Consider the following 19,416-nt stretch of genomic DNA (forward strand, 5'->3'; position numbering starts at 1 on the left):
GCTATGGAAATTGCCTTACCTGATATTAATGAACATAGAATGTATTTAGATTCATTATCCAATGACTTAAATACTAAATTTAAAAATATATTATTTAATAAAGAACAAAAATTAATTAATATGAAAAAACTATTTGAGCAAAATTCAATTGATTCAAAATTTAAGTTTATTCAATCAGAAATAAAATTTTTGATTTCTTCTTTTGACAGTAATTTATCTCAAAAAATAAATAATGCACAAAATAGTTTACAATTACTAAAAAACCAATATTCAAATATCTTTTCACAAAACTTAAATAAATATCAAAATGAAATTAGTATGATTAAAAGTGGATTTGAACATAATCATCCAAATAAGAAAGATAAAAAAGGATTTGTTCAATTATCAAAAGATAATAAAATTGTTACAATGGACAAATTAGAAGTTGGAGATAAGATTTCACTTCAAACTGCTACTCATATAGCCATTTGTACTTTAAATGAATTAAAAAAGCAATAATCTAAACAATCATTATAGTTAAAATAATGATTGTTTAGTTATAATATGCCAAATTAGGCTATTTTTTATTTGCCAATAAAGGAATATTCATGAACAAAGATGATGAAAAAGTTATAGATTATACAAACACAAGTGAGTTTATGACATTTGAGTTAGGTGCTATGAAGTATGCAATTGAATTACCAAAGATTAGAGAGATTCTAACTTACCCTGATAATATTACTCCATTACCAAATATTTCAAATTGGGTTAAAGGTCTTATTAACTTAAGAGGTGAGGTTGTACCTATCTTAGATATTAGAATCAAATTTAATATTAGTGAAGGTTCTTACGATGAAAATACTTCTGTAATTGCTGTAATTACTGAAGATAAAAGAATGATTGGTATTATTGTTGATTTAGTTGATGATGTACAAAGATTAGATACAAGTACTCTTGCTCCTGTTTCTGAAATGGGTTCAGCTATTCCTTCAAAATATTTAAAAGGTTATGTAAGACTTGATAATAATGAAATGCTTGTTATTATGGATATAGAAAGAGTTGTTGCAAAAGAAGAGCTTACAGATTAATATTGGATAAATAATGCAAGAGAAAATATCAAAATTAAGAGAGTTAAAATTACTTTTCGTTGAAGATGAAGAGGATTTACTTTGTATAATTAGCGAAGCATTAACTAAACTAAAAATTAATTTTTTAACAGCAACAAATGGTCTTGAAGCACTTAAATTAATTGATGAACATAAAGATATTGATGTATTAGTAACTGATATTAATATGCCTTATATGAATGGTTTAGATTTAATTAAAACACTTCAAGATAAAGATATTTTTATGCCTGTAATTATTATGTCAGCACATACAGAAAGAGAATATATCACAAAAGCAAAAGAGTATGGTGTGGAAGAGTACCTTTTAAAGCCATTTGATTTTATAAAATTTATTGAACTAATTACAAATATGAAAATAGAATAACTACATGGCAATAGATAAAGACTTATTAAAACGCTTAAAAATTCTATATGTAGAAGATGATGATGTAATTAGAAATGAATTATCTAATTTGTTATTAGGTTTTTTTGGAAAGGTTTTTATAGAAAAAGATGGAGAAAGTGGACTAAGAACTTTCTTAACTAATCAAAAAGATATTGATTTAGTTCTAACAGATATTAATATGCCCAAATTAAGTGGTATTGATATGGTAAAAAAAATTAGAGGAATAGGTAGTAATGTACCTATTTTCTTTGCTACAGCACATTCTGATAGTAACTTTTTATTCGAAGCTATTAAATTAAAAGTATATGAGTATATTGTTAAACCAATTGATATAAAAAAGTTTTTAGTATCAATTAGTGATTTAGCAAATATTTTATATCAAGAATCCCTTATTAAAAAACAAACTGCAGATTTAGAAAAGTATAAAGAAATCATTGATTCAAATAATATTGTAATTAAGTTAGATGCAAATTTAAATATTACTTATGTAAATGAGTTATTTTGTTCAATTACAGGATATGAAGTTGATGAATTAATTGGGCAAGATTTTACAATATTAAAACATGCAGATACTTCAAATGAAATTTTTGAACAGATAAAAGAGTCTGTATTAAACAATAAACCTTGGCATGGCAAATTAAAAAATAGTACAAAAGAGGGTGATATTTATTACACTGATTGTTATATGATTACTACTTTTAATTCAATTGGAGAAATAACAGGTGCTATTTCTATTCAAAAGGATATTACAGAAGAGTTAAATAAAAAAAGAGGTATTCAATTATCTTTAATGAAAGATAAAAGTCAAATTTTTATTAAGAGTAAAGAGGGTTCTGCTCAACAAAATATGATTATAAATACTTTAAAAAATAGACTTGTTAATTTAACTAATGACGTTGAAAAACTTAAAAAAATGAATTTAAAATATACAGATTCATTAGATAGTTTAAAAAATGAGAATAGAAATTTAACTGCTGAATTATCTACTTTTAAAAATAGTTCAAATAGATATAACAAATCTTTAATTTTAACAAAAGAAAACAATGAATTAAAAACAAAAAATGAAAAATTAAAAAGTGATTTAACAAATTTTAATCATAAAAAAGATGAAGAAATAGAAGAGCTTAAATTAGATTATGATAAAAAAATTGAAACACTTAGTGAAAAATTAAAAAGTATGGATAGTATTGAAGTTTTAAATCAAAAATTAAACTACTGGAAACAAAAAGCAAAAGACGAAGCTCTAAAAAATGAAGAATTAGAGAAACAAATTATTGCTTATGGTGATAAAACATTTATGGAGAGAATTTTTAATTAAAACTCCATAATCTGTTCTTTAGAATTTTCACTAGGTATTTCAATTTTTACTTGAGGTAAAGGTGACGTTTCTGTATAATATTCAGTTCTTCCATTAATCTTAGACTCATACACATTTGCAGGTTTAGTAAATTCTCTTTTAATTTCTGGATGTATCTCTAAATAATTTTTATAAAAGTGTGAAAAAACTGGTGCTGCAACTTTTCCACCTGTTTCACTTTTTCTCATTGGCTTATTATTATCATTTCCAAACCATACAATTGTTTGTATTGTTGGAGAATAACCACAGAACCATGCATCTACGTTATTATTTGTTGTACCAGTTTTACCTGCTAAATCAATTCCTTTTACCCTTGCTCTTCTTCCTGTTCCTTTATTTACAGTATCATGTAAAATTGACGTCATTAAGAAAGTTTGTTCAGGTGAATTAACAACTTTTGTTTCAGGTTCAAACATTACACTTTCACCTTTATTATTAGTAATTTGCTCAATAATATAAGGTTTAACTTGAATACCTTGATTTGCAAAAACACTATATGCTTGAGAAAGTTCAATTAATGTAGAAGACATAGAACCTAAAGTAATTGATAAATCATAAGGCATATCTTTAAAGCCATAAGACTCTAATCCTTTATACATTACATCAATTCCTGTATCAGTAACAAGATTTATTGTTGATAAGTTTCTTGATAACATAAGAGATTCTCTAAGGTTAATAAAACCTTTAAAATTACCACCATAGTTTCTAGGATTCCATTTTTTCTCAACTTCACCAACTTTATAATCATAACTTCTTGAAATATCAATTAATCTTGATGCAGGATTTAATCCTTCATTTAATGCAGTTTGATAAATAAAAGGTTTAATAGAAGAACCAGGTTGTCTTTTTGATTGAACTGCTCGATTAAACATCGAAGTATAATAATCAACTCCACCAACTAGAGCTAAAATTTTTCCAGTGCTACTCTCTATTGAAACAACAGCACCATTTAGATCTTTTACAAATTCATCATTTTCTAAATCATTCTCTTTTTCTCTATAATATAAATCTCTTTTTAATGCTTCTTCATATGATTTAGCTAATCCTTCTTTTGCAATATCTTGAGCATCTAAATCAATTGTTAATTTGATTTTATATCCACCTGATCTAATATCAGGAATTTCAGGTGCTAATAGTTTTATTGCATAATCAATAACATAAGGTGCTTTATTTTTAGTAAGTGTTTGATTAAATATTTCAGGCGATTCTTTTAAAGATGTTTCATACTGTTCTTTATTTATCCATCCAAGTGTATTTAATCTTGTAATTACTTGATTTGCTCTTGCTAATGAAATTTTTAGATTTTTCGTTGGGTCATAAAAACTAGGAGCTCTAGGTAGTCCAACTAAAATAGCAATTTCTTTTAGTGATAGTTCATATAAATCTTTTTTAAAGTAACCTCTAGCAGCTGTTTTAATACCATAATATCCATGTCCAAAATAAACATGATTTAAATATCTTTCAAGTATTTCTTCTTTACTTAGTATTGTTTCAAGTCTAATTGCTAGTAAAGCTTCTTTAACTTTTCTAATTAACTTCTTTTCTCTTGATAAAACTAACATTTTTATAAGTTGTTGAGTTAAAGTACTAGCACCTTCAACAAAAGCACGTGCTTTAATATCTTTAATAATTGCTCTTGAAATCGCATCAGGGTTAATTCCTATATGCTCAAAATATTGAGTATCTTCAATAGCAACTAAGCCTTCAATAACTTTTGCAGGAATATCGTCATATTTAACATACTCTCTATTTTCTTTTACAAAAGTATTTGCAATTAGTTTTCCATTTTTATCAAAAAATTGAGTTGTTTGTTTTGGTTTATAGTGAATAACTTTATCGATATCATGTTTAATTTCATCATATAAATTATATAACCAAGCACAAGTACCTAGTCCTATTATAAGAAAAAAACCAAATATATATTTAATCATATTATTTCCTAAATTCTTTATTTTTAAAAGTAGAGTTTATTAATCTCTTTGTATACTCTTCTTTTGGATTATTTAATATTTCTACTGTTAATCCTTCTTCTACAATATATCCATTATTTATAATTACAATTTTATCACATATACTTTTTATAGACTCAATATCATGAGTTACATATAATATAAGTATATTTAGTTTTTTGGATAAGTTTTTTATTAATTGAGTTATATTATCTCTATTTTCTACATCTAAAGCTGTTGTTGGTTCATCAAGTAATAAAAGTTTTACATCTTTACTTAATACAATTGCAATAATAACTCTTTGAATTTGTCCACCACTTAATTGATTTGGAAACTTATCTAAAACCCAAGTATCTAAATCAACAAGTTTAAGAACTTCTTCTTTTTTCTTATCTGAACAAAAAAATTGTTTATTTATTTTAGTCATTGGTGATAATGATGTAAATGGATTTTGTGGTATAAATCCAATATTATCTGAGTTTAACTCAAAACTTGAGTTAATATCTTTTTTATAATTTAAACTATTTGGCAATAAGTTTAGTAAAGCTTTTAAAGTAAGTGATTTTCCACTACCACTTTGTCCAATTAAAGCTGTTGAACTTGATATATTAAATGAAATATCCACTAAAATATTATTCTTGTTTCTAATTTCTAGTTTTTTTATATCAATATTCAACATAATTCTTCTTTTATATTAATGATTCATCCATCTCTTGTGGAACTTTAAGACCCATAAGTTTTAATACTGTTGGTGCAATATTATTTAAACTTCCAGATTTTACTTCTTTTACATTTGGAGCAATTACAAAACAGTATACATCTCCAACTGTATGGTTTGTTAAAGTATTTCCATCTTCATCTCTCATTCTTTCACAGTTACCATGATCTGATGTTAAAACTAAATTATAATCTAACTCTTTAGCTTTTTTAATTATCTTAGATAATTCATTATCAACTGTTTCAACAGACTTAACAGCTGCATCAAAAACACCTGTATGTCCAACCATATCACCATTTGCAAAGTTTACAACAATAAAGTCACTTGATGCGTCCATTGCATCTAGAACTGCTTGTCCAACTTGCGGTGCTGACATTTCTGGTTTTAAATCATATGTTGCAACATTTGGAGATGGGATTAAAACTCTAGTTTCATTTAACATAGGTTCTTCAACTCCACCATTAAAGAAAAATGTAACATGAGCATATTTTTCAGTTTCTGCTGTATGAACTTGTGATAAACCAGCATTTGAAATAACTTCTGCTAATGTATTTATAGGTGCAACTTTTGGAAATAAAACTGGAAGTGGTGTGTTTTTATCATATTGTGTCATTGTAGCAATATGCAGTTTTTCAGCAAACTTAGGGAAATGAGAAAAATTAGCATCTGCAAATACGCTAGATAATTCTCTCATTCTATCTGATCTAAAGTTACAAAAGATTACAGAATCATTTTCTTTAAATCCATTATATCCTTCAAATGAAGTAGGAATAATAAACTCATCAAAAATATCCTCTTTATAAGAATTTTCAATAAACTCTAATGGATTTAATTTTGTTCTAGGTAAAGCAAGTGCAATTGCATCATGACCTTTTTTTATTCTATCCCATCTATTATCTCTATCCATAGAGTAATATCTTCCTGAAATTGTAGCAATACTAATATCTTCATCACAAATATCAATTATTTCTTGTACATATTTACTTGCACAATCAGGAGCAACATCTCTACCATCTGTAATCATATGAATAAAAACTTTTTTATTTTTAGCTTTTGCAATTTTTGCCATTGAAATAATATGACTTATATGTGAATGAACACCACCATCACTTAATAAACCAATTAAATGAACATTATTAGACTCTTGTATTGTTTCGTTTAATACTTCGTTGTCTTTTAATGTATCATCTTCAATTGCAATATTAATTTTTACTAAATCTTGGTATAAAATTCTACCTGAACCAATAGTCATATGTCCTACTTCTGAATTACCCATTTGACCATCAGGTAAACCTACAAATTTTCCATAAGTATGAATTAAAGAGTAAGGAGTATTTTTAAATAAATTATCATATGTTGGAGTATTTGCTTGTGAAAATGCGTTAAAATTTGAAGAATCATTATGTCCAATTCCATCAGTTATCACAAGAATCGTTTTGTTTGCCATAGTTTAAACCTTTTAAAAAGTATAATATATTATAATCGCACGATTATACCAAAATGAAGGTTTGAGTTTGTTTTATTGGTTCTATAGACACCTAGAGATTAATATCTTTCAATATATTTCAGTAAGAGCAGGAATAAGTTTTTTTATTTCATTTCTTTTAACTATGTATTTGTTACCTAAGTTTATTGCTTGGGCTAAAACAAAGAATGCGTCACAGCCAATTTATGAACATGCTCCACAAGGTCATCAAGAAAAAGCAGGAACTCCTACAATGGGTGGAATTGTTTTTATTTTTGCAACAATTATTGCAACTTTATTAACTGCAAAATTGAATAACTTCTATATTATGGGTGGTTTATTAACAGTAATACTTTTTTCACTAATTGGTATTCAAGATGATTATTCAAAAATATCTAAAAATCAAAACTCTGCTGGCTTAAGTGCAAGAGTTAAATTGATATTTCAGTTTATAGCAGGTTTTGCAGTAGTTTATCTAGTGTATTCTTACGGGCATACAACGAGTTTATATACCCCATTTTATAAGCTACCTCTTTTTGATATGGGTTTATTTTCAATAGTATTTTGGATGTTAGTTTTAGTTGCTGCATCAAATGCTGTTAATTTAACTGATGGTTTAGATGGTTTAGCAACAGTTCCTTCTTTGATGGCATTTTTTACGCTATCTGTAATAGTATATATTTCAGGTCATGCAATTATTTCATCATATTTATTATTACCAAATGTACAGTTAGTTGGAGAGTTAACAATTATGGGGGCTGCAATTTCAGGTTCTTTGATTGCATTCTTATGGTTTAATTCACATCCAGCACAAGTATTTATGGGTGATTCAGGTTCTTTACCAATTGGTGCATTTATGGGATATATGGCAATTGTTAGTAAATCAGAAATACTACTATTACTAATTGGATTTATTTTTGTTTTAGAAACTGTATCTGTTATATTACAAGTAGGTTCATATAAATTAAGACAAAAAAGAGTTTTTTTAATGGCACCCATTCATCACCATTTTGAGAAAAAAGGTTGGAAAGAAAACAAAATTATTGTTAGGTTTTGGATTATATCTTTTATGACAAATCTATTAGCTCTAATGAGTTTAAAAATTAGATAAAGAGACTAATAACCATGAATATAAATGAAAAAAAAATAAGAGTATTAGGAAAAGGGCTAACAGCTAAAGCTATTTTGGATAAGTTTCCAAATGCTATATTATATGATGATAAGGATTTTAATACTTATGACTTATCATCAAATGAAATTACAGTTGTAAGTCCAGGAATTCCACCATATAATGAAATGGTAAAACAATCAGTAAATATTCAAAGTGATTATGATTTATTTTTTGATATTATGCCTTTTTCTATTTGGATATCTGGAACAAATGGTAAAACCACAACAACTCAAATGACACAACATATATTAGAATCAAAACAGTCAATATATGGTGGAAATATTGGTGTACCACTTAGCCATTTAGATGAAAAAGCAAAAATATGGATTTTAGAAACATCATCTTTTACACTGCACTATACAAATAAAGCAAAACCAAACTTATATATTTTATTACCTATTTCAGAAGATCATATTACTTGGCATGGTTCATATGAAGAGTATAAAAATGCAAAATTAAAACCATTAGATAATATGAATGAAGATGATATTGCAATAATTCCAAAAATATTTGAATCTTACAAAACAAAAGCAAAAGTAATTACATATGAAAATAGTGATGATTTATGTGAAAAGTTTAATATAAATAAAAAAGAAATAAAATTTAAAGAACCCTTTTTATTAGATGCAATATTAGCATTATGCACAAAAAAGATTTTATTTGATGAAATAGATTATGAAAAAATAAATACATTTAAAATTGATGAACATAAAGTAGAAGAGTTCTATGATAGTTTAAATAGATTATGGATTAATGATTCAAAAGCTACAAATGTTGATGCAACAATGAACGCATTAGTTCCATATAAAGATAAAAATATCCATATTATATTAGGTGGTGATGATAAAGGTGCTAATTTATTACCTCTATTTGAAAATATAAAAGACCTAAATATTACAATTTATGCAATAGGAAGTAATACAAAAAAACTTATTTCATATGCAAAAGATTTTAATATTGAAATAAATGAGTGTAATTATCTAAATAATGCAGTTGAGAAAATAGCTAAGAATATGTCTCTAAATAGCGTTGGAATACTGTCTCCAGCAGCAGCTTCATTAGATCAATTTTCATCTTATGCACATAGAGGAAAAGAATTTAAAAATTTAGTTAATAGTTTAAGCATAGTTTAATACTGCTATGTGTATACTTCCACTCCAATTTAAGGGGTTCGATAGCTCAGTCGGTAGAGCAAAGGATTGAAAATCCTTGTGTCGACAGTTCGATTCTGTCTCGAACCACCATTAAATTAGGCGCTGGTGTAGCTCAGCTTGGCTAGAGCAGCTGATTTGTAATCAGCAGGTCGGGGGTTCGAGTCCCTTCACCAGCTCCATTTAAATCGTGCGTTATCTTTGTTTGAAGAAAACACTAAACGAAACAATAATTTTCAACGGGAAGGTTGGAGAGTGGTCAAATCCTGCGGATTGTAAATCCGCCGCCTACGGCTTCGAAGGTTCGAGTCCTTCTCTTCCCACCATTATAATGAGCGCGGGAATAGCTCAGTTGGCTAGAGCCTCTGCCTTCCAAGCAGATTGTCGCGAGTTCGAGTCTCGTTTCCCGCTCCATTAATTTATTGATTATTGGGAGCTTAGTTAAAATAAGCACAAATTTTATAACTTCTTATAAATATTTATCCCACTAAGTTTTTTTTTAGTATTTATTCAATATAATACACATTCAAAATTATAGATAGTAAAATATCTATTAATAAAATTAATAAATCCCCTCTGAATAGAGAAGCTAATGGGCTTATCTACTCAGAGGGCAACAACCTATAAATTAGAAGGGAAATTCTATGGCAAAAGAAAAATTCGAACGAAGTAAACCACACGTTAACATTGGAACAATTGGTCACGTTGACCACGGTAAAACTACATTAACAGCAGCTATCACTATGTGTTTAGGGCTTAAAAATGGTCAAGCTACTATGGATTACGATCAAATTGATAACGCTCCAGAAGAAAGAGAAAGAGGAATTACTATTGCTACTTCTCACGTTGAGTATGAAACTGAAACTAGACACTACGCACACGTAGATTGTCCAGGTCACGCCGATTACGTTAAAAACATGATTACTGGTGCAGCACAAATGGATGGAGCTATCTTAGTTATTGCTTCTACTGATGGTCCTATGGCACAAACTAGAGAGCATATCTTATTATCTAAACAAGTAGGTGTACCTTACATTGTTGTTTTCTTAAATAAAGAAGATCAGTTAGATGACGAAGATAGAGAAGAAATGTTAGAATTAGTTGAAATGGAAGTAAGAGAATTACTTTCTGAGTATGACTTCCCAGGTGATGATACTCCAATCGTTGCTGGATCTGCATTCCAAGCATTAGAAGAAGCTAAATCTGGTACAGCTGGTGAATGGTCTGAAAAGATTTATACATTAATGGCTGAAGTAGATGCTTACATTCCAACTCCACAAAGAGAAACTGATAAAGATTTCTTAATGCCTGTTGAAGATGTTTTCTCAATCTCAGGAAGAGGAACAGTTGTAACTGGTGCTATTTCTAAAGGTACTATTAAATTAGGTGAGCAAATTGAAATCGTTGGTCTTAAAGACACTCAAACAACTACTGTAACAGGTATTGAGATGTTTAGAAAAGAAATGGAATTTGCAGAAGCTGGTGATAATGCTGGTATCCTTATTAGAGGAATTAAAAAAGAAGATGTTCAAAGAGGACAAGTTCTTATTAAGCCAGGTACAATTACTCCACATACTGAATTCAGAGCTGAAGTATATATCCTTTCTAAAGAAGAGGGTGGTAGACATACTCCATTCTTCTCAGGATACAGACCACAATTCTATGTAAGAACTACTGATGTTACTGGTTCTTGTACATTACCTGAAGGTACTGAAATGGTTATGCCTGGAGATAACGTTGAAATGAGCGTTGTTCTAGTTGCTCCAATTGCACTTGAAAAAGGTACAAAGTTCGCTATTAGAGAAGGTGGTAGAACTGTTGGTGCTGGTGTTGTTGCCGAAATCATTAAGTAAGGATTGATTAATGGCAAACGGAGATAGCATTAAAATTGGTTTAAAATGTGAAGAGTCTGGTGATATTAACTATACTACTCACAAAAACCCAAAAACGCATACAGAAAAAATGGCTTTAAAAAAATATAGCCCAAGATTAAAAAAACACACAATTCACAAAGAAATTAAACTAAAGTCGTAAGACTTTAGTTTAATCTTTGTTTTGTTTAAGTTTGTTACGATATAATTTCGAACTTTAAACATCTAAAGTAGGTCAGTAGCTCCAATGGTAGAGCGCCGGATTCCAAATCCGACGGTTGTGGGTTCGAGTCCCTCCTGGCCTGCCATTTTAAAAATAAATTCTTTTTAAAGAAGTTTCGACTCTTTTTGAAAGAATTTACAAGCTTATTTTATCAATACTCGGAGTCAATGTGAATAAATTTAAAACTTATTACAAAAATGCTAAAGAAGAATTATTCAAAGTTATCTTTCCTATCAAAGAACAAATTAGATCTGCATATTTATCAGTATTTATCGTTGTAACTGTTATCTCTTTATTTCTAGCATTAATTGATGGTATTATGTCTTTAAGCTTGTCATCTGTAATGAACTAAGGACTTAAATAATGGCACATAAATGGTATGCAATACAAACATATTCTGGTAGTGAACTATCAGTTAAAAGAGCATTACTTCAGTTAGCTGAAGAAATAAACGATGGTAGAATATCTGAAGTATTAGTTCCAACAGAAGATTTAATTGAAATTAAAAAAGGTAAGAAGTCAATAGTTGAAAGACCATTGTATCCAGCTTACGCTTTTGCAAAAATCGATTTAGATACTGGACTTTGGCATAAAATCCAGTCAATGCCAAGAGTTGGAAGATTTATTGGTGAATCAAAAAAACCTACAGCATTATCTGATAAAGATATTAACCTGATTTTAGAAAAAGTTCAAAATAGAGCTGCAGCTAAACCAAAAGTTTCATTTGATGAAGGTGAAATGGTTAGAATCAATGAAGGTCCATTTGCTAACTTTAATGGTTTAGTAGAAGGATTTGATATGGCATCTGGTTTATTAAAACTAAATGTATCAATTTTTGGAAGAAATACACCAGTTGAAATATCTTACTCTCAAGTTGAGAGAGTAGTATAAAAATTTAAAATATTGATTTAGGCATTAAGCAATAAAACTTAGCTTCTTTTATAGTTTTCTTGCCTAATGTCTAAATCATTAACCAAAACAAAAAAAGGATTATTATGGCAAAAAAAGTACAAGGTAAACTAAAACTTCAAATACCTGCTGGTGCTGCAAACCCATCACCACCTGTTGGACCTGCATTAGGTCAAAGAGGTGTTAACATTATGGAATTTTGTAAAGCATTTAATGAAAAAACAAAAGATAAAAAAGGATTTAATATTCCTGTTGAACTTACTGTATATACAGATAAAAGTTTTACATTCGTATTAAGTCAACCACCAATGACTGATTTAATTAAAAAAGTAACTGGTATTAAAAAAGGTTCTGATAATGCACTTAAAAACAAAATCGGAAAATTAACTAAAGATCAAGTTATGGAAATCGTTGATATGAAAATCGCTGATTTAAATACTGATTGTAAAGAACAAGCTGCAAAAATCGTTGCTGGTTCTGCTAGATCAATGGGAATTGAAGTAGAATAATCTACAAAATCTAGTCAAACCACAGACTTAAAATTCGTGGAAGCAAAAAAATAAAAATTGCGGAGAATAAAATGGCAAAAAGATATAAAGCGTTAAGTGAAAAAATTGAAGCAAGAAATTATTCTTTAGCTGATGCAACTGCATTAGTAAGAGAATTAAAATCTGTTAAGTTTGATGAGAGTGTTGAAGTTGCACTTAATTTAAATGTTGATCCAAGACATGCAGACCAAATGATTAGAGGTGCTGTTGTACTTCCTCATGGTACTGGTAAAACTGTTAGAGTTGCAGTATTTGCTAAAGGAACGAAAGTTGATGAAGCAAAAGCAGCTGGTGCTGATATCGTTGGTAATGATGATTTAGTTGAAATTGTACAAGCTGGAACTATTGATTTTGATGTTCTAATTGCAACTCCTGATTGTATGGGATTAGTTGGTAAATTAGGAAGAATCTTAGGGCCAAAAGGTTTAATGCCTAATCCTAAAGTTGGAACTGTTACTATGGACGTTACTAAAGCAGTTAATGATGCTAAAGGTGGTCAAGTAGCATATAGAGTTGATAAAAAAGGTAACATGCAAGCAGCTGTTGGTAAAGTATCTTTCTCTGAAGAAGCTATCAAAGAAAATATTGAAACTTTCGTAAGAGCAATTAACAAAGCAAAACCTGCTTCTGCAAAAGGTAAATATATAGCTAATGCAGCTATCTCATTAACTATGTCTCCATCAATTAATGTTGATGCAGCAGAATTAATGGACATTAAATAAGGAATTCTTTCCTTATTTAATTTTTTTAATATTCAATAGTGAAGATTAATTAATCTTTATGTTTGAGTGTTATTCAAAGCACTGATTATAAAACTGAAGATAGCAGGTAAAATACAACTCCGTATTTTATAAAACCCGCCGAAGTTGGATGTTTTGGAAGGAGATATATAAATGACTAAACAACAAAAAATTGAAATTATTGATTCTTTAACTTCTGAGTTTAAAGATTCTTTAGCGATTGTAGTATGTGATTACAAAGGTCTAACTCATAAAGAATTAGAATCTTTAAGAACTGAAGCAAAAGCTAATAATACTAAAGTTCAAGTTGCTAAAAACACATTAGTTACAGTTGCTGTAAAAAATGCTGAATTAGGTGATATTGAATTAAATGGTACAAACATTTTCTTATGGTCTGAAGATCAAATTTCTGCTTGTAAAGTTGCTGATAAATTCGCAACTGCAAACAAAGAAAAATTTGAAATCAAATCAGGTATAATTGAAGGTAACATTGCTGATATTGCAACTGTTAATGCATTCGCTAAATTACCATCAAGAGAAGAACTTCTTGGTATGCTTGCAGCTACTTGGATGGCTCCTGTTGCTAACTTTACTATTGGGCTTGATGCTCTTAGAAAGAAAAAAGAAGAAGACGTAGCTTAATTAAGTTACAATAAATTAATAAAATAAAAATAAAATATTATAGGAAATAAAATGGCAATTTCTAAAGAAGACGTATTAGAATATATCTCAGGATTATCTGTTCTTGAGTTATCAGAATTAGTTAAAGAATTTGAAGAAAAATTCGGAGTATCTGCACAGCCTGTAGCTGTTGCTGGTGTTGCTGGTGCAGCTGTTGAAGCAGCTGATGAGCAAACTGAGTTTGACGTAGTTATTACTGACGCTGGTGCTAAAAAAATCAACGTTATTAAAGTTGTAAGAGCATTAACTGGTCTTGGATTAAAAGAAGCAAAATCTGCTGCAGAAGAAACTCCATCTACAATTAAAGAAGGAATCTCTAAAGAAGACGCTGAAGCTGCAAAAGCTGAATTAGAAGCTGCTGGAGCAACTGTAGAAATTAAATAATTACACTCGTAATTATGCTGTTATACAAGGCTTTATGCCTTGTATAAAGACTAGCATCTTTGAAGGCTAAGGTTAGAATTTAGACAAATTTTAACCCTATCCTTTAGGGATGCTTTTGTGCTTTATATTGAAAGCAAAAACTAAACCAAATTTTATAACAAGGCCGATAATGTTAAACTCTTTAAAATCTGGTAATAGACTTAGAGTTGATTTTGCAAAAAATCCGCAACAAATCGAAATTCCAAACTTATTACAATTACAACAAAATTCTTACGAAACGTTTTTAATGATAGGTCAGGATGATAGATCTACTGCTGGTATTGAAAAAGTCTTCAAATCTATTTTTCCAATTCATGATGTTCAAAACAGAATAACTCTTGATTACTTAGGTTCAGATGTAGGTAAACCTAAATATGATGTAAGAGAGTCTATGGTTCGAGGTCTAACTTTCTCAATTCCTTTAAAAATTAATATTAGATTAACTTTATGGGATTTAGACGAAAAGACTGGCGAGAAAATTGGTGTTAAAGATATGAAAGAACAAGCTTTATTTGTTCGAGAAATTCCTTTAATGACAGACAGAACTTCATTTATTGTAAATGGTGTTGAGAGAGTTGTTGTAAATCAATTACATAGATCTCCTGGTGTTATCTTCAAAGAAGAAGAATCTAAAACTGCTGATAATAAACTAATCTACACAGGTCAAATTATTCCTGATAGAGGTTCTTGGTTATACTTCGAGTATGATTCAAAAGATATCTTATATGTTAGAATCAATAAAAGAAGAAAAGTTCCTGTTACTATTCTATTTAGAGCATTAGGTTATTCTAAAGAAGATATTATTAAATTATTCTACCCAATTTTAAATGTTAAAGTTAAAGGTAATAAATTTTTAACTGAGTTCAACCCTGATGATTTTACAGGAAGAATTGAGTTTGATGTTAAAGATGAAAAAGGTAATTTAATTGTTGCTGCTGGTAAGAGATTAACAGCTAGAAAAGCAAAAGCACTAGTTGATGGTGGTCTTGAGTTAATTGAATATCCTATTGAATTATTAATGGAAAGATATACTGCAAATACTATTTTTGATCCAGAATCTGGTGAAGTATTATTTGATGCATTAACTAACTTAGATGAAATTAAATTAAAAAAACTTTTAGATTTAGGTTTTGATTCTTTTGATATTGCAAATGATTTAGCTTCAGGTGTTGATGATTCTATTATCAATGCATTTAAAGCAGATGCTGAGTCTTTAAAATTATTAAAACAAACAGAACAAATTGATGATGAAAATGATTTATCAGCAATTAGAATTTATAAAGTTATGAGACCAGGTGAGCCTGTTACTAAAGAAGCTGCTAAAGAGTTTGTTAGAAAATTATTCTTCGATCCAGAAAGATATGATTTAACAAAAGTTGGTAGAATGAAAATGAACCATAAACTTGGTGTTAATGTTCCTGAATACGTAACAGTTCTTACTTATGAAGATGTTATTAAAACAGTTCAATACCTTGTAAAAGTTAAATCAGGTCATGGTCATATTGATGATAGAGATCACTTAGGAAACAGAAGAATTAGAGCAATTGGTGAATTATTAGCTAATGAACTACATTCTGGTTTAATTAAGATGCAAAAAGCTATCAGAGATAAAATGACTACATTATCTGGTACTTTAGAAGATATTATGCCTCATGATTTAGTTAACTCTAAGATGATTACTTCAACAATTACTGAGTTCTTTACATCTGGTCAGTTATCGCAATTTATGGATCAAACTAACCCATTATCAGAAGTTACTCATAAAAGAAGACTTTCTGCACTTGGTGAAGGTGGTTTAGTAAAAGAAAGAGCTGGATTCGAAGTAAGAGATGTTCACCCAACTCACTATGGTAGAATTTGTCCAGTTGAAACTCCAGAGGGACAAAATATTGGTCTTATTAATACATTATCAACTTTCTCTAAAGTTAATGAATTAGGATTTATTGAAGCTCCTTATAAAACTGTTAAAGATGGTGTTGTAACTGATGAGATTAAATATTATACTGCAACTCAAGAAGAGGGTTTAATTATAGCACCAGGTTCAACTAAAGTTGATGATAATGGTAAAATTGTTGAATCATTAATTGAAGCAAGACAAGATGGTGAAATCTTATTAAAAGATAAAAACACTGTTGATTTAATTGATATTTCTTCACAAATGGTTATGGGTGTTGCTGCATCTTTAATTCCATTCTTAGAACATGATGATGCCAATAGAGCACTTATGGGATCAAATATGATGAGACAAGCTGTTCCATTATTAAGACCTAATGCTCCTGTTGTTGGAACTGGTTTAGAAAAAACAGTTGCAAGAGATGCTTGGGAAGCTATTAAAGCTAAAAGAGCTGGTGTTATTGAAAAAGCTGATGCTAAAAATATTTACGTTAGAGGTGAAGATGAAAACGGTGCTTTCATTGATCATTATTCTGTAAGTAAAAACGTTAGAACAAATAATAATACATCTTTTGGACAAAGAATTGGTACAAAAGAAGGTCAATTCGTTGAAGCTGGTCAAGTTATTGCAGATGGTCCATCAATGGATAATGGAGAATTAGCAGTTGGTGTTAATGCTTGTGTTGCCTTTATGCCATGGAATGGATATAACTACGAAGATGCGATTGTTTTATCTGAAAAATTAATTAAAGAAGATTCATTTACTTCAGTTCATATTTATGAAAAAGAAGTTGAGTGTAGAGAGCTTAAACATGGTAATGAAGAAATTACTAGAGATTTACCAGGTGTTAAAGAAGAATCAATTACTCATTTAGATGGCTCAGGTATTATTAAAATTGGTACTTATGTTAAAGGTGGAATGATTTTAGTTGGAAAAGTTACACCAAAAGGTGAAATTAAACCAACTCCTGAAGAAAGACTTTTAAGAGCTATCTTTGGAGAAAAAGCAGGTCATGTTATTAATAAATCATTAGTATGTCCTACATCAATGGAAGGTACTGTTGTTGACGTTAAAGTATTCACTAAAAAAGGATATGAAAAAGACGAAAGAGCAGTTGCAGAAATTGAATCAGAAAAATCAGATTTAGATGTAAAACATCATGATAAACTTCTTATGTTAGATAGAGAAGAAATCTTAAAAATCAATGATTTATTAACTAAATCAGTATTATCTAAAGATGTTGAATTAGATGGTGTTACTTATAAAACTGGAAGTACAATTCCAACTGATATTTTAGTTAATGTAAATAGATTTGCAATGAAAAAAGTTGTTTCTTCTTACTCAAATGATGTTGAAAAAACATATAATGATATTAAAGAACACTTTATTAAACAAAAATCTCAATTAAGAGATGAACATGAAGAAAAACTTCAAGTTTTAGAGCATGATGATATTTTACCATCAGGTGTTATTAAACTTGTAAAAGTATATATTGCAACTAAGAGAAAGATCAAAGTTGGGGATAAAATGGCTGGACGACATGGAAACAAAGGTATTGTTTCTAATATTGTTCCTGAAGTTGATATGCCTTATTTAGAAGATGGTTCAACAGTTGACGTTATTCTTAACCCACTAGGGGTTCCATCAAGAATGAACATTGGACAGATTCTTGAAGTTCACTTAGGATTAGTTGGTAAAAAACTTGGAGCTCAAATTCAAGATTTATTTGATGCAAAAAAAGCTGATTTTGTTGCACAATTAAGAGCTAAAATGACTGATATTGCATCTATTGCTAAGCTTATGAATGGTAAAGAATTTATGGATTCATTATCTGATGAAGAACTTATTACTTATGGTCAAGATTGGACTAAAGGTGTAAGATTTGCAACTCAAGTATTTGATGGTGTAAAAGAAGATGAGTTCTTTAAATTATTTGAATTAGCTAAAATTGATGCAGATGGTAAAACAGTACTTTATGATGGAACTACTGGTTCAAAAATGAAAGAAAGAGTAAATGTAGGTTATATGTATATGCTTAAACTTCATCACCTTGTTGATGAAAAAGTGCATGCAAGATCTACTGGACCTTATTCTCTTGTTACACAACAACCAGTTGGTGGAAAAGCATTATTTGGTGGTCAAAGATTTGGGGAAATGGAAGTTTGGGCTTTAGAAGCTTACGGTGCTACTAATGTACTTAAAGAAATGCTTACAACTAAATCTGATGATGTTGAAGGTAGAACTAGAGCATATAGAGCTATTGCAAATGGTGAAAATGTTCCTGCATCGGGTGTTCCTGAAACATTCTTTGTATTAACAAAAGAACTTAAAGCACTTGGATTAGATGTTGAGATATTTGACGAGGTAGAAAATAATGAGTAAAACTGAAAAAATATTAGAGCCTATTGAAATTAAAGAATTAGAAAGACCGACTGACTTTTCGGCCTTTCAATTAAGACTTGCTAGTCCTGAAAAAATTCTTTCATGGTCATCAGGTGAAGTTAAAAAACCAGAAACTATAAACTATAGAACACTTAAACCTGAAAGAGATGGTTTATTTTGTGCGAAAATTTTTGGACCAGTAAAAGATTACGAATGTCTTTGTGGTAAATACAAAAAAATGAGATACAAAGGTGTAGTTTGTGAAAAATGTGGAGTTGAAGTAACTTCATCTAAAGTTAGAAGACACAGAATGGGACATATTGATTTAGTTTCTCCTGTGGCTCATATTTGGATGGTTTCATCATTACCTACAAGAATTGGTACTTTATTAGGTGTTAAATTAAAAGACCTTGAAAGAGTATTATATTATGAAGCATACATCG

18 protein-coding genes, 5 tRNA genes and 1 pseudogene are annotated in these 19,416 nt (G+C 29.2%); 21 read left to right on the forward strand and 3 right to left on the reverse strand.

Annotated elements, in window-relative coordinates; genetic code table 11:
- The 4 genes and pseudogenes from ACERKK_RS04110 to ACERKK_RS04125 form a co-directional block, all read left to right on the forward strand.
- Positions 1-498, forward strand: a pseudogene (locus ACERKK_RS04110) (exodeoxyribonuclease VII large subunit); the annotation flags it as partial.
- Positions 499-587: 89 nt separating this feature from the next.
- On the forward strand, positions 588-1,067 hold the full coding sequence (locus tag ACERKK_RS04115; RefSeq protein ID WP_373771814.1) for a chemotaxis protein CheW: 480 nt from the start codon (positions 588-590) through the stop codon (positions 1,065-1,067).
- Between the two features lie 13 nt (positions 1,068-1,080).
- A complete protein-coding gene (locus ACERKK_RS04120; RefSeq protein ID WP_373771815.1) occupies positions 1,081-1,470 on the forward strand; it encodes a response regulator in 390 nt (129 codons plus the stop codon).
- A gap of 4 nt (positions 1,471-1,474) precedes the next feature.
- Positions 1,475-2,809 carry a response regulator gene (locus tag ACERKK_RS04125; protein ID WP_373771816.1) on the forward strand — a complete coding sequence of 445 codons (1,335 nt, stop codon included), beginning with the start codon at positions 1,475-1,477 and terminating at the stop codon, positions 2,807-2,809.
- Here the strand turns inward: ACERKK_RS04125 and ACERKK_RS04130 are convergent.
- Genes ACERKK_RS04130 through gpmI form a run of 3 tightly spaced genes read right to left on the reverse strand, consistent with a single transcriptional unit; the run spans position 2,806 to position 6,962 of the window.
- A complete protein-coding gene (locus ACERKK_RS04130) occupies positions 2,806-4,779 on the reverse strand; it encodes a transglycosylase domain-containing protein (protein ID WP_373771817.1) in 1,974 nt (657 codons plus the stop codon). The genes ACERKK_RS04125 and ACERKK_RS04130 overlap by 4 nt on opposite strands.
- A gap of 1 nt (position 4,780) precedes the next feature.
- A complete protein-coding gene (locus ACERKK_RS04135; protein ID WP_373771818.1) occupies positions 4,781-5,476 on the reverse strand; it encodes an ATP-binding cassette domain-containing protein in 696 nt (231 codons plus the stop codon).
- 10 nt (positions 5,477-5,486) lie between these two features.
- Positions 5,487-6,962 (reverse strand): 2,3-bisphosphoglycerate-independent phosphoglycerate mutase, encoded by a 1,476-nt coding sequence (gene gpmI / locus ACERKK_RS04140; protein WP_373771819.1) that lies wholly within the window; start codon positions 6,960-6,962, stop codon positions 5,487-5,489.
- A gap of 67 nt (positions 6,963-7,029) precedes the next feature.
- Between gpmI and mraY the strand changes: the two genes are divergently transcribed.
- The 17 genes from mraY to ACERKK_RS04225 all read left to right on the forward strand — a co-directional run.
- On the forward strand, positions 7,030-8,091 hold the full coding sequence (gene mraY, locus ACERKK_RS04145) for a phospho-N-acetylmuramoyl-pentapeptide-transferase (RefSeq protein ID WP_373771820.1): 1,062 nt from the start codon (positions 7,030-7,032) through the stop codon (positions 8,089-8,091).
- A gap of 14 nt (positions 8,092-8,105) precedes the next feature.
- Positions 8,106-9,284 (forward strand): UDP-N-acetylmuramoyl-L-alanine--D-glutamate ligase, encoded by a 1,179-nt coding sequence (gene murD / locus ACERKK_RS04150; protein ID WP_373771821.1) that lies wholly within the window; start codon positions 8,106-8,108, stop codon positions 9,282-9,284.
- A gap of 35 nt (positions 9,285-9,319) precedes the next feature.
- Positions 9,320-9,395, forward strand: a tRNA-Phe gene (locus ACERKK_RS04155).
- Between the two features lie 11 nt (positions 9,396-9,406).
- A tRNA-Thr gene (locus ACERKK_RS04160) sits at positions 9,407-9,484 on the forward strand.
- Between the two features lie 59 nt (positions 9,485-9,543).
- A tRNA-Tyr gene (locus tag ACERKK_RS04165) sits at positions 9,544-9,628 on the forward strand.
- A gap of 11 nt (positions 9,629-9,639) precedes the next feature.
- Positions 9,640-9,716: transfer RNA gene (locus ACERKK_RS04170), tRNA-Gly, on the forward strand.
- A 230-nt stretch (positions 9,717-9,946) separates the two neighbouring features.
- A complete protein-coding gene (gene tuf, locus ACERKK_RS04175) occupies positions 9,947-11,155 on the forward strand; it encodes an elongation factor Tu (protein ID WP_373771822.1) in 1,209 nt (402 codons plus the stop codon).
- Positions 11,156-11,165: 10 nt separating this feature from the next.
- Positions 11,166-11,336 carry a 50S ribosomal protein L33 gene (gene rpmG / locus ACERKK_RS04180; RefSeq protein WP_373771823.1) on the forward strand — a complete coding sequence of 57 codons (171 nt, stop codon included), beginning with the start codon at positions 11,166-11,168 and terminating at the stop codon, positions 11,334-11,336.
- Positions 11,337-11,405: 69 nt separating this feature from the next.
- Positions 11,406-11,481: transfer RNA gene (locus ACERKK_RS04185), tRNA-Trp, on the forward strand.
- An 84-nt stretch (positions 11,482-11,565) separates the two neighbouring features.
- On the forward strand, positions 11,566-11,748 hold the full coding sequence (secE, locus tag ACERKK_RS04190; protein WP_373771824.1) for a preprotein translocase subunit SecE: 183 nt from the start codon (positions 11,566-11,568) through the stop codon (positions 11,746-11,748).
- A gap of 11 nt (positions 11,749-11,759) precedes the next feature.
- On the forward strand, positions 11,760-12,287 hold the full coding sequence (gene nusG, locus ACERKK_RS04195; RefSeq protein ID WP_373771825.1) for a transcription termination/antitermination protein NusG: 528 nt from the start codon (positions 11,760-11,762) through the stop codon (positions 12,285-12,287).
- A 104-nt stretch (positions 12,288-12,391) separates the two neighbouring features.
- Entirely contained in the window at positions 12,392-12,814 is a 423-nt protein-coding gene (gene rplK / locus ACERKK_RS04200) for a 50S ribosomal protein L11 (protein WP_373771826.1), read from the forward strand.
- 71 nt (positions 12,815-12,885) lie between these two features.
- Positions 12,886-13,575 (forward strand): 50S ribosomal protein L1, encoded by a 690-nt coding sequence (gene rplA / locus ACERKK_RS04205; protein WP_373771827.1) that lies wholly within the window; start codon positions 12,886-12,888, stop codon positions 13,573-13,575.
- Positions 13,576-13,746: 171 nt separating this feature from the next.
- Entirely contained in the window at positions 13,747-14,235 is a 489-nt protein-coding gene (gene rplJ / locus ACERKK_RS04210; RefSeq protein WP_373771828.1) for a 50S ribosomal protein L10, read from the forward strand.
- 51 nt (positions 14,236-14,286) lie between these two features.
- The gene (gene rplL / locus ACERKK_RS04215; protein WP_373771829.1) at positions 14,287-14,658 is read left to right on the forward strand and encodes a 50S ribosomal protein L7/L12; all 372 of its coding nucleotides are present in this window, start codon (positions 14,287-14,289) and stop codon (positions 14,656-14,658) included.
- A gap of 169 nt (positions 14,659-14,827) precedes the next feature.
- Positions 14,828-18,973, forward strand: coding sequence for a DNA-directed RNA polymerase subunit beta (gene rpoB / locus ACERKK_RS04220; protein WP_373771830.1), 4,146 nt, complete (start codon positions 14,828-14,830; stop codon positions 18,971-18,973).
- The coding region (locus tag ACERKK_RS04225) for a hypothetical protein (RefSeq protein WP_373771831.1) at positions 18,966-19,416 on the forward strand (451 nt) is incomplete at its 3' end. The genes rpoB and ACERKK_RS04225, both read left to right, overlap by 8 nt.

This window comes from Poseidonibacter sp., assembly GCF_041821165.1.
Taxonomy (GTDB): domain Bacteria; phylum Campylobacterota; class Campylobacteria; order Campylobacterales; family Arcobacteraceae; genus Poseidonibacter.

Coding starts and splice junctions, on each gene's coding strand:
- ACERKK_RS04115 (WP_373771814.1), top strand. CDS start 588: ATGAACAAAGATGATGAAAAAGTTATAGATTATACAAACACAAGTGAG.
- ACERKK_RS04120 (WP_373771815.1), top strand. CDS start 1,081: ATGCAAGAGAAAATATCAAAATTAAGAGAGTTAAAATTACTTTTCGTT.
- ACERKK_RS04125 (WP_373771816.1), top strand. CDS start 1,475: ATGGCAATAGATAAAGACTTATTAAAACGCTTAAAAATTCTATATGTA.
- ACERKK_RS04130 (WP_373771817.1), bottom strand. CDS start 4,779: ATGATTAAATATATATTTGGTTTTTTTCTTATAATAGGACTAGGTACT.
- ACERKK_RS04135 (WP_373771818.1), bottom strand. CDS start 5,476: ATGTTGAATATTGATATAAAAAAACTAGAAATTAGAAACAAGAATAAT.
- gpmI (WP_373771819.1), bottom strand. CDS start 6,962: ATGGCAAACAAAACGATTCTTGTGATAACTGATGGAATTGGACATAAT.
- murD (WP_373771821.1), top strand. CDS start 8,106: ATGAATATAAATGAAAAAAAAATAAGAGTATTAGGAAAAGGGCTAACA.
- tuf (WP_373771822.1), top strand. CDS start 9,947: ATGGCAAAAGAAAAATTCGAACGAAGTAAACCACACGTTAACATTGGA.
- rpmG (WP_373771823.1), top strand. CDS start 11,166: ATGGCAAACGGAGATAGCATTAAAATTGGTTTAAAATGTGAAGAGTCT.
- nusG (WP_373771825.1), top strand. CDS start 11,760: ATGGCACATAAATGGTATGCAATACAAACATATTCTGGTAGTGAACTA.
- rplK (WP_373771826.1), top strand. CDS start 12,392: ATGGCAAAAAAAGTACAAGGTAAACTAAAACTTCAAATACCTGCTGGT.
- rplA (WP_373771827.1), top strand. CDS start 12,886: ATGGCAAAAAGATATAAAGCGTTAAGTGAAAAAATTGAAGCAAGAAAT.
- rplJ (WP_373771828.1), top strand. CDS start 13,747: ATGACTAAACAACAAAAAATTGAAATTATTGATTCTTTAACTTCTGAG.
- rplL (WP_373771829.1), top strand. CDS start 14,287: ATGGCAATTTCTAAAGAAGACGTATTAGAATATATCTCAGGATTATCT.
- rpoB (WP_373771830.1), top strand. CDS start 14,828: ATGTTAAACTCTTTAAAATCTGGTAATAGACTTAGAGTTGATTTTGCA.